Below are 9,999 nucleotides of genomic sequence, written 5' to 3' on the forward strand. Positions count from 1 at the left end.
TCGTGGCCGAGGAGGTGCCGCCCACCTGCACGGCCCTGGGGCCGGCCAACAAGCTCGTGTTCGCGCCGGGGCTTCTGGGCGGGTCGGCCGCGCCGATCTCGGGCCGGATCTCGGTGGGCGGGAAAAGCCCGCTCACGGGCACCATCAAGGAGGCGAACGCCGGGGGCCAGGCCGGCCAGATCCTGGCCCGGCTGGGGATCCGGGCCCTGGTGATCGAGGACCAGCCGGCCGACCCGGACAAGCGCTACACCCTGGAACTCCGGAAAGGTTCGGTGAAGCTCGTGGAGAGCCCGGAGCTCAAGGGCCTGGGGAACTACGACACCGTGGCGAAGCTCGTGGAGAAGTACGGGGAGAAGAAGATCGGGTTTGTGACGATCGGGCAGGCGGGGGAGATGGGCCTCACCGCGGCCTCGATCGCCTGCACCGACCGGGAGATGCGGCCCACCCGGCACGCGGGCCGGGGCGGGCTGGGGGCGGTCATGGGGTCGAAGGGCCTCAAAGCCATCGTGCTCGACGACTCCGAGACCCAGATGCGCCAGCCCCAGAACAAGGAGGCGTTCCGGGAGGCCTCCAAGAAGTTCGCGAAAGCCCTCAAGGAGCACCCGGTGACGGGGGAGGGGCTTCCCACCTACGGGACCAACGTGCTCCAGAACATCATCAACGAGGCGGGGGGGTTGCCGACCCGGAATTTCCGGGAGGGGCGGTTCGAAGGGGCATCGAAGATCTCGGGGGAGGCCCAGCACGACGTGATTTTGGAGCGGGGCGGCAAGATCGCCCACGGGTGCCACTCGGGGTGCGTGATCCAATGCTCGCGGATCTACATGGACAAGGACGGGAACTACAAGACCAAGGGCCCGGAGTACGAGACCGTCTGGAGCTTCGGCACGGACTGCTGCATCGACGACCTGGACGCCATCGCGGAGATGGACCGGCTTTCGGACGACATCGGGCTCGACACGATTGAGATGGGGGCCACGATCGCGGTGGCGATGGACGCGGGGCTGGCGAAGTTTGGGGACGCAAACGCGGCGATCGAGCTTCTCAAGGAGGTGGGGAAGGGCACGCCGCTGGGGCGGATCCTGGGGTCTGGGGCCAAGGTGACGGGGCAGTGCTTCGGGGTGGCCCATGTGCCGGTGGTGAAGGGGCAGGCGATGCCGGCCTACGAGCCGCGGGCGATCCAGGGGATCGGGGTGACCTACGCCACCTCCACGATGGGGGCGGACCACACGGCGGGCTACGCGATCGCGACGAACATCCTGAAGGTGGGGGGCTACGTGGACCCCTTGAAGCCCGAGGGGCAGGTGGAACTGAGCCGGAACCTGCAGATCGCCACGGCGGCCATCGACTCGACGGGGCTTTGCCTGTTTGTGGCGTTTGCGGTGATGGACAAGCCCGAGGCGTTCGAGGCGGTCTACGAGATGATCAACGCGTTTTACGGCACGAACCTGGGCCCGGACGACGTGACGGAGTTGGGGAAGACGGTGCTCTCGATCGAGCGCAAATGGAACCAGGCGGCCGGGTTCACCAACGCGGACGACCGGCTTCCGGACTGGATGTACCGGGAGCCCCTGCCGCCCCACAACACGGTGTTCATGGTGCCGGACGAGGAACTCGACCAGGTGTTCAACTTCGTGAAGTAGCCCCGGGGTGGTGAGAATCCGCGGAAGGGGACAAGGGCGGAAGCCATATGGCTTCCGCCCTTGTTTCGTGCGGGGCCGGGGCGCCACTTGGGATTTGGAAGAGACGTATCCCGAGACGCTACCTGCCGCTGGAACCGATGGGCGGACGTCACCGGCAGCGGCACCACCTCGATGGCCCACACGCCAACAGAACGACCCCCGTTTTCTGGCAAAGCACAGTGCTTCGGACGGCCGCGATGCTATTCGGTTGTCCACCCCTCCGTTGGCGGCTCCTCGGGGACGGGCAAGCGGATCCGGAACTCTGCTCCCCCCGACGGCGGGGAGGCGGCCTCTACCGCGCCGCCGTGGAGGTGGACGATCCGCTCCACCATGGCGAGCCCGAGCCCCGTGCCGATGCCGGGGGGCTTCGTGGTGAAGAACGGTTGAAACACGTGGGGGAGCACCTCGGGGGCGATGCCGGGCCCGTCGTCGCGCACCGTCACAACGGCCCAGGGCCGGCCCTCGGGATCCGGTTCCTCGCTCACAACGACCTCGATCCTGCCCCTGTCCCCCACGGCATCCTTCGCGTTCACCAGGAGGTTAAGGATCGCCTGCTGGAACTCCGGAACCCCGAGATCCACCGTGGGCGATGCGGCAATGTGTAGCTCCAAGTGCACGTCCGGCCCCAGGGTGGGGCGGGCGAGGGCGACGGCCTCCTCCACCACCCGCCCGATGGGCACCTTCCGCCGGGGGATGTCGGTGCGGGCGAGTTGCAGGAGGCTCTGGAGGAGCCTGGACGCCTGATCGAGCCCGTCCCGGGCCGGGGGGAGGCACTGCTCGGGGGGGAGTCCCCGTTCGAGGAGTTCCAAATGGCCCCGGACCACGTGGAGGAGGTTCCGGAAGTCGTGGGCGAGCCCGCTGGCGAGCCTGCCGAGGCTTTCCATGCGCTGGGCCTGGGCCATCTGGCGATCCAAGGCCGCCTGCTGCTCCCGGGCCCGCCGGGCCTCGGTGACATCCGCAAGGAGGCCGAGGATCCGCCGGCCGTCTCGGCGCACCCAGTCCCGTACCCAACGAATTTCGCCGTCCGGGCGCCGCACCCGGTACTCGGTGGAGGAGATGGTCCCGGCGGCCGAGGCGGTGCGAAACCACCGGAGGGCTTCGGGGCGGTCTTCCGGGAGGACCCAGTCGCCCCACCGGCGGGGCTGACCCGAAGATTCCAGGAGGCTTCCCCGGCCGAAAAGGAGGCTCCCGTCGGTTCTCGCCCCGTAGGTGGAAACCCCCAGCGCGTCGAGGATCAGGTCGGTGTGGACCTCCTGGCGGGCCAACCGGCGGGCGAACCGGCGACTTCGCACCCACTGGGCGAAGAGGACCTGGACGTAGGCGAGCAACCCCAGGCCGGCCAACCCCGCGCCGCCGACCGCCAGGATTCCCCCCAGGAGGAGACGGGAGCGCAAGCGCCGGGTGGTCAGGGCGAGCCGGAGGGTGCCGATCTCCCTGCCGGTGTGCCGGATGGGGCGCTCGAACGTAAGAACGCTCCCCGGCCCGGGGGGCGGCTCGGTCCACCGGGATGCCACGGTACCCCCCGCGTCCCGGACCTCGACGCCGATCACGTCCCGGTCGAGCAGGAGGGTCTCAATTCCGGCCTGGATATCCTCGAGTGCCAGGTTCCAGAGGGGACGTTGGAGCAGGCGGGCGGCGACAGCGGCGGCCCGGTTTCCCTTTTCGAGGAGAACGGCCTCCTCCCGCCGGTAATCGGCCCACACGAGGGCCGCCCCCGCCGCCGCGAGCACGAGCACCACGTAGGGTAGCCCGATCCTCCGCGCCCAAGACCCCCTGCGCGCCATGGGGCCTCACCGGGCGGAGCGAGCCGTGGGGGCGGGAAACTCGAGGGCCGGGATGCGGCCTTGGGCCCGGAGCTGCCGCAGGGCCGCCTCCACGCGCTCCAGGTCCTCTCGGGTGCAGGTGCGGCGGGAGAGGGCCAAGTGCGCCCAGCCCATGAACACCGGGTCGGACACGGGCACGACCTTCCCCTCCACCCCGAGCTCCCGGATCTCGTAGAGGGTGGGGTCCCGCATGTCCACGAACGCCGCGATCCGGCCGGCGAGGAGTTTCCGGATGTTCGCCCGGGTGGTCGCCTCCTCCTCGGCGAGGCCCCGTTCCCGCAGCCGGTCCCGGATTCGGTTCAGGTCGTCTCCGAAGGTGAACCCCCGGATGAACCCCACGGGGCGGCCCAGGTCCGCAAGGGCCTCGAGACGCTCCAGCCGGAGTTCCGGAGGTCCGAACACCTGGGCCGCCTTGGCGTGGATGGGGGAGGTGAACCACAGGAGCTTCTCCCGCTCGGGGGTCTTCGCGGGTCCGGTGAGGGCATCGAGTTCCCCGGTTTCGATTTCGTGGAACACGCGTGCGGGGGGGCGAACCCGAAACTCCACCCCGTACCCGGCGGCTTCGAACACGAGGCGTGCCAACTCCACGTCGGTGCCGGACACCGCATCCCCCTCCACGATCATGTAGGGCCGGTGGTCGAACACCCCCACCCGGAGAATTCGCTCGGAGGCGTTGGCTGCCACGGGGACCACGAGGAGCCAGAGCGCCAGGGCCATCCACCGGATTCCCATTGCGTACTCTCCCGCAGAAAGTGAAACCACGGCGCACAAAATACCCGATTCCTCCCTCACGGCGCCAGGAAATTCCGGGGACTGACGGGAGGCAGGCAGTTGTTGCCGGTGGAGGCGGGGTCTGTTAGGGTATCGGGCCGCTCGTTTCCGGAGACGAGGCCATGGCACACGCAATCGGTGGGGAACGGCCCGATCTCGCGCCCTACGCGGCCCGCAGCGCGCGGAGCCGGGGGCGTGCCCACGCCGAACCGTTCAAGGACGACCGACCGGCGTTCGAGCGCGACCGGGACCGGATCATCCACTGCGAGGCGTTTCGGAAGCTCGAGTACAAGACCCAGGTCTTCCTCAACCACGAGGGGGACTACTACCGCACCCGGCTCACCCACAGCCTGGAGGTGGCCCAGATCGCCCGGGGGCTCGCGCGCCGGCTGGGCCTCAACGAGGAACTCGCCGAGGCGCTCGCCCTGGCCCACGATCTGGGCCACACCCCGTTCGGCCACACGGGAGAGGAGGTGCTTCACCGCCTGGCGGCGGACGCGGGAGGGTTCGAGCACAACCTCCAGGGCCTTCGGGTGGTCACCGAGCTCGAGGAGCGTTACCCCGGCTTCCAGGGGCTCAACCTCACCTGGGAGGTGAGGGAGGGCATCGTCAAACACTCGTCGAGCTGGGACCGCCCCATGGTCGAGGGGCTCGACGAGTACGAACTCGATCTCCAACCCACCCTGGAGGCCCAGCTCATCGACCTGGCCGACGAGATCGCCTACAACAATCACGACATCGACGACGGGCTCGAGGCGGGGTACATCACCCTTGAGGACCTCGACGAGGTCACGGTGTGGCGGGAGACCCGGGCCCTGGTCCGCCGGAAGTTCCCGGGCATCGGGGGCCGCCGGGAGATCTACCAGACGATCAGCCACCTCATCGGACGCATGATGGCCGACCTGGTGGAGGCGACCACCCGGGCGATCCGGGAGGCGGGGGTGGCCACCCTGGAGGACGTGCGTCGGGCCGGCCGGAGGCTCGTGGTACGTTCCGCCGAGATGGAGGCCAGGAACCGGGAACTCAAGGAGTTCCTCTACGGACGGCTCTACCGGCACCCCAAGGTGGAGGCGATGCGGGTCAAGGCAGAGCGGTTCCTGACCGAACTCTTCACCGCCTACGTGGAGAACCCCGGGTTGCTCGACCGGGCCGACCGGGAACGGGCCGAGCGCGACGGGTTGAAGCGGGTGGTGTGCGACCGGATCGCCGGCATGACCGACCGAAGCCTCTTGGAGGAGTACCGGCGGCTCTTCGACCCGTTCCAGAAGGTGTGAACTTGGGGGCGGGCGACGCGGTTTCCTACCTTGCCGTGCGCCTCGGGGTGTCCTGGGCCGGCCGGGTGTCGTGGGACGCCCGGGTCGCCTGGGGCCGCCGCCTGGGGGCGCTGTGGTGGCGGATCGACGGGGCGCACCGCCGGGTGGCCCTGGAAAACCTGCGACTGGCGTTTCCGGAGCGCCCGGAGACCTGGGTGCGAGAGACGGCCCGGGAGAACTTTCGGCACCTCGGAGCCACGGCGGTGGAGTTCGCGGGGGTGTTCGCCGAATCCCCCGAAACCCTGCTTTCGCGGTTCCGGTTCGAGGGGCGCGACCATCTGGACCGGGTCTTGGCCCAAGGGAAGGGGGCGTTTCTCCTCACGGCCCACCTGGGCAACTGGGAACTCGCGGGGCTTGCTCTGGCCGCGTCGGGGTATCGCTTCTCCGCCGTGGGGCGCCGAATCAAAAACCCGCGGGTGGACGCGCTGGTCCGAAGGCTCCGGGAACGGTTCGGCGGGCGGTTGATCCCCCACCGCCATGCGGTGCGGCCGGTGCTTCGGGCCCTGCGGGACGGGGGGGTGGTGGGGTTCCTCCTGGATCAGCGGGCCCTTTCGCGGGAGGGGATCCGGAGCGAGTTTTTCGGCCGGCCGGTCTCCACAAACCGGGGCCTCGCCACCCTTGCGCTTCGCACCGAGACCCCGGTGGTGCCGGCCTTCTGCCGCCGGGAAGGGACCGGCTTCGTGGCGTGGTCCGAGCCGCCGGTGGAGCCGCCGCCCCAGGGAACCCGGGAGGATCGCATCCGGGCGTTCACCCGGACGTTCGACCGGGTCGTCGAGGGGGCCGTGCGCCGATGCCCCGAGCAGTGGTTCTGGGTGCACCGGCGCTGGCGCCTCCCGGAGGGGCTGGCCCCGTGAGGCCGGCCGTGTTCCTGGACCGGGACGGGACCCTCATCCGGGAGGCCCACTACCTCTCCCGGATGGAGGACCTCGAGATCCTCCCCGGGGTGCCCGAAGGGCTGGGCCGGCTCCGGCGGGCCGGATTCGCCCTGGTGGGAGTGACGAACCAGTCGGGGGTGGCCCGGGGGTACTTCGGCCTCTCGTTCGTGGAAGCGGTGCACCGGGAGATCGACCGCCGCTTGGGGCCCGCGGCCGCGCTCGACGGATGGTACGTGTGCCCGCACCACCCGGGGTTCACGGGGCCCTGCGGGTGCCGGAAGCCCGAGCCGGGGCTGGTGCTCCGGGCGGCGGCCGAACTCGGCCTCGACCTGGGCCGGTCCTGGGTCGTGGGCGACAAACCGGCCGACCTGGAACTCGCCCGGCGGACCGGGTGCCGGGCGGTCCTCGTCCGGACGGGGTACGGCCGGGAGACGGCGGCGCGGCTTGGGGAGTCGGGGGTGAAGCCCGACGCCATCGCGGATGACCTCCGGGCGGCGGCGGACCGGATCCTGGGAGGTCCCGACCGCAAAGGGGAGGTAAAGAGGTGATGGGACGGGCCGCCGGGGGAGAGGTCGCGGCCAGAAGCCGCCCCCGCGCACTGGAGTCGGCCGCGATGCAGGAAGCCTAGCGGCCTTCGGCTTTCCAGCTTTCTAGCCTTCCAGCTTTCCAGCTTTTGAGCACTGTGTCCGAGGCACCAGAGATGAACCGATCCGAACGGCCCGTGGTCGAGGGGTTCGGCCCCTACGCGGCGGACTGCCGGTACTTCAACGGGTACAAGCCCTGCCGGTTCCGCCGGCTCTGTGACGGGTGCCCCGAGTACCGGCCCCGGGGTGCGGAGATCTTGCTCATCAATCTGGACGCGATGGGCGACGTGGTCCGCACCACGGCGCTTCTGCCGGCGATCAAGCGGGCCTACCCGGAGAGCTTCCTGACCTGGGTCACCCTCAAGAACGCCGTGCCGATCCTGGAGAACAACCCTTACGTGGACGAGGTTCTCCTGTTCGGCCCGGAAACCGTGCTGGAACTAGAGCCCCGGCGGTTCGACCTGGTGCTCAACGTGGACAAGAGCCGGCGCTCGGCGGCCCTGGCCCAACGGGTGCGGGCGGCCGAACGCCGCGGGTTTGGGATGGACGAGCGGGGCAACATCGTGCCCCTGACCCCGGCCGCAGGGTACCAGTACTGGACCGGGCTCGACGACGACCTGAAATTCCGCCGGAACCGGAAAAGCGAGCAGGAGATGCTCGCCGAGACGATGGGGTTCGCGTTCCAGCGCGACCCGTACGTGCTGCGGCTTTCGGAGGAGGAGCGGGCGTTCGTGGAGCGGATGCGGTGGGCCTGGGGCCTCGGGGACGCGGTGGCCGTGGGGCTCAACACCGGCTGCTCGACCCTGTTCCCCTATAAGAAGCTCCCGGTGGACTACCAGGCCCGGCTCGCCGAGGAGCTGGTGGACCGGTTCCCGGGCGTGCGGGTGCTCCTCCTGGGGGGGCCGGAGGACGCCGACCGGAACCGGGAGATCGCCCGGCTCACCCGGGCCCCCGTGCTCGAGACCCCGTGCACCGAGGGCCTGCGCCGGGGGATCCAGTACATGGACCTGGCCGACGTGGTGGTGACCGGCGACTCCCTGGGCATGCACCTGGCCATCGGGCTCGGGAAACGGGTCGTGGCCTGGTTCGGGCTCACCTGCGAGCAGGAGATCGACTTTTTCGACCGGGGGGAGGCCGTGCTGGCCAAGGTGGACTGCCGGCCCTGCTGGCAGCGGTCGTGCGACCGGCCGGTCAAATGCTACGAGCGGGTGGACATGGAGGAATTGCTGGCGGCCGTGGGCCGCCAGATCGAGGCGGCCTCGAGGGAGAAGACCGGGTGAGCGAGCGCATCGGGCAGGTGGACGAGTCGTCCTGGTTTTTCCAGACCTTCGTCAAAAAACGGGTCACCTGGGGGTTCGTGGCGGGCGCGCTGTTCCTCGTGTTCGCCGATCCCACCCGGGAGAGCGTGTTCTGGGGGTTCTGGATCGCCCTTTTGGGGGAGCTCGTTCGAACCTGGGCTTCGGGCACGATCGTCAAGAACGAGCAACTCACCACCGAGGGCCCATACGGGCTCGTGCGAAACCCCCTGTACCTTGGAAACTTCTTGATCGGATTGGGCGTGGCGGTGATGGGGGGGCGCTGGTGGTTTCCGGTGCTGCTTGTGGCGTTTTTCGTGCCGGTGTACGGGGCGTTGATCCGTAAAGAGGAGAAGCGACTCCTCGCCCGCTATGGCGACGCCTTTCTCCGGTACTGCGAGCGGGTGCCAAGGTTTGTCCCCCGGCGATTGCCCGGAGCCCAGGACCGGGCCCGGTATGACGCCCGGCGCATGTGGTCGGTGCACCGGGAGTGGCGGGCGTGGTTGGGGCTGTACGGGGTCACCCTTTACCTGTTGCTTCGGGCGTGAAACCCGCGTATACTCACCTCACCCGAAACGCGCGAGGAGGAAACCATGGCGCTGCCCCAGGATCTGCTGGACATCCTCGTTTGCCCCCAGTGCAAAGGGGACCTGGAATACCGGGAACCTGAGAACGCGCTCCTTTGCCATGCCTGCAAGCTGCGTTACCGGGTGGAGGACGACATCCCGATCATGCTCATCGACGAGGCAACCCCGCTCGAGGACTGAGCGCTGAGTCCTCCCCCGCTTTCTCCGCCGGCCCCGCCCATGTCCCGTTCTTCCGCCCCTCCGCGCCTTTCGGCCACCGTGATCTGCAAGAACGAGGCGGACAAGATCCGCGGTTGCCTCGAGAGCGTCCGGTTCTGCGACGAGGTCGTTGTTGTGGACTCCGGGAGCACCGACGGCACGGTGGAGATCGCCCGGGAGATCGCCGACCGGGTGATCGAAACCGATTGGCCGGGTTACGTGGCCCAGCAAAATTTCGCGAAGGATCAAGCGGCAGGAGAGTGGGTCCTGTCCATCGATGCGGACGAACGCGTGCGCCCCGAACTGGCCGGCGAGATCGTGAGCCTCCTGTCCGCTTCACCTGCTCACGATGGGTACCGGATCACCCGACACGTTCACTACCTGGGACGCTGGATCGATCACTCTGGATGGTACCCGGAGCCGCGCATCCGGCTGTTTCGCCGGGAAAAGGGGCGCTGGGAGGGGGTGGATCCCCACTACGATGTGGTGGTGGACGGGCCGGTCGGGCGTCTGCGGGGCGAGATCGTCCATTACACCTACGACGACATGGCCGATCACGTCCAGACGATCAACCGGTTCAGCTCGATCCTGGCCGAGGAACACCACGCCCGGGGCCGGCGGTTCTCGTGGACCGCTCTCGTCCTTCGCCCGCCGCTGGAGTTCCTGAAAAAGTACGTGCTCAAGAGGGGCTTTCTCGACGGGCCCCAGGGCTTTTTCATTGCGAGCCTTTCGGCCCGACTTTGACAGTTGCTGGGGACATCGGGGTGGTTCTGACGAGCAGATTTCGCATGAATAGGGCCTTGTGCGGTTGTGAAGGCTGGGTTTTGGGCCAAAATGCCTAGATACATGGATTGTGGAGTGCTCGTTGACTAAA

The 9,999-nt window shown here is 68.8% G+C and carries 10 protein-coding genes; 8 read left to right on the top strand and 2 right to left on the bottom strand.

Going from position 1 to position 9,999, the window contains the following annotated elements; all coding sequences use genetic code 11:
* Positions 1-1,640: aldehyde ferredoxin oxidoreductase family protein (locus ACY0I8_RS13130; RefSeq protein WP_461395109.1), on the top strand; the 1,640-nt coding region annotated here is incomplete at its 5' end.
* 239 nt (positions 1,641-1,879) lie between these two features.
* Here ACY0I8_RS13130 and ACY0I8_RS13135 read toward each other — a convergent pair.
* A complete protein-coding gene (locus ACY0I8_RS13135; protein WP_461395110.1) occupies positions 1,880-3,463 on the bottom strand; it encodes an ATP-binding protein in 1,584 nt (527 codons plus the stop codon).
* A gap of 6 nt (positions 3,464-3,469) precedes the next feature.
* On the bottom strand, positions 3,470-4,234 hold the full coding sequence (locus tag ACY0I8_RS13140; protein ID WP_461395111.1) for a substrate-binding periplasmic protein: 765 nt from the start codon (positions 4,232-4,234) through the stop codon (positions 3,470-3,472).
* 161 nt (positions 4,235-4,395) lie between these two features.
* Between ACY0I8_RS13140 and ACY0I8_RS13145 the strand changes: the two genes are divergently transcribed.
* From ACY0I8_RS13145 to ACY0I8_RS13175, 7 genes are all read left to right on the top strand, one after another.
* Complete coding sequence (locus tag ACY0I8_RS13145) at positions 4,396-5,547, top strand: deoxyguanosinetriphosphate triphosphohydrolase (protein ID WP_461395112.1); 1,152 nt, start codon at positions 4,396-4,398, stop codon at positions 5,545-5,547.
* Positions 5,548-5,549: 2 nt separating this feature from the next.
* A complete protein-coding gene (locus ACY0I8_RS13150; protein ID WP_461395113.1) occupies positions 5,550-6,440 on the top strand; it encodes a lysophospholipid acyltransferase family protein in 891 nt (296 codons plus the stop codon).
* Positions 6,437-7,009 (top strand): D-glycero-alpha-D-manno-heptose-1,7-bisphosphate 7-phosphatase, encoded by a 573-nt coding sequence (locus ACY0I8_RS13155; RefSeq protein ID WP_461395114.1) that lies wholly within the window; start codon positions 6,437-6,439, stop codon positions 7,007-7,009. Before ACY0I8_RS13150 ends, ACY0I8_RS13155 begins: the two co-directional genes overlap by 4 nt.
* A gap of 152 nt (positions 7,010-7,161) precedes the next feature.
* On the top strand, positions 7,162-8,325 hold the full coding sequence (locus ACY0I8_RS13160) for a glycosyltransferase family 9 protein (protein WP_461395115.1): 1,164 nt from the start codon (positions 7,162-7,164) through the stop codon (positions 8,323-8,325).
* A complete protein-coding gene (locus ACY0I8_RS13165) occupies positions 8,322-8,888 on the top strand; it encodes a methyltransferase family protein (RefSeq protein ID WP_461395116.1) in 567 nt (188 codons plus the stop codon). The genes ACY0I8_RS13160 and ACY0I8_RS13165 overlap by 4 nt, the downstream gene beginning before the upstream one ends.
* A gap of 45 nt (positions 8,889-8,933) precedes the next feature.
* Positions 8,934-9,107, top strand: coding sequence for a Trm112 family protein (locus ACY0I8_RS13170; protein ID WP_461395117.1), 174 nt, complete (start codon positions 8,934-8,936; stop codon positions 9,105-9,107).
* A gap of 39 nt (positions 9,108-9,146) precedes the next feature.
* On the top strand, positions 9,147-9,869 hold the full coding sequence (locus ACY0I8_RS13175) for a glycosyltransferase family 2 protein (protein ID WP_461395118.1): 723 nt from the start codon (positions 9,147-9,149) through the stop codon (positions 9,867-9,869).
* Positions 9,870-9,999: the final 130 nt, after the last annotated feature.

Source organism: Deferrisoma sp. (assembly GCF_054681715.1).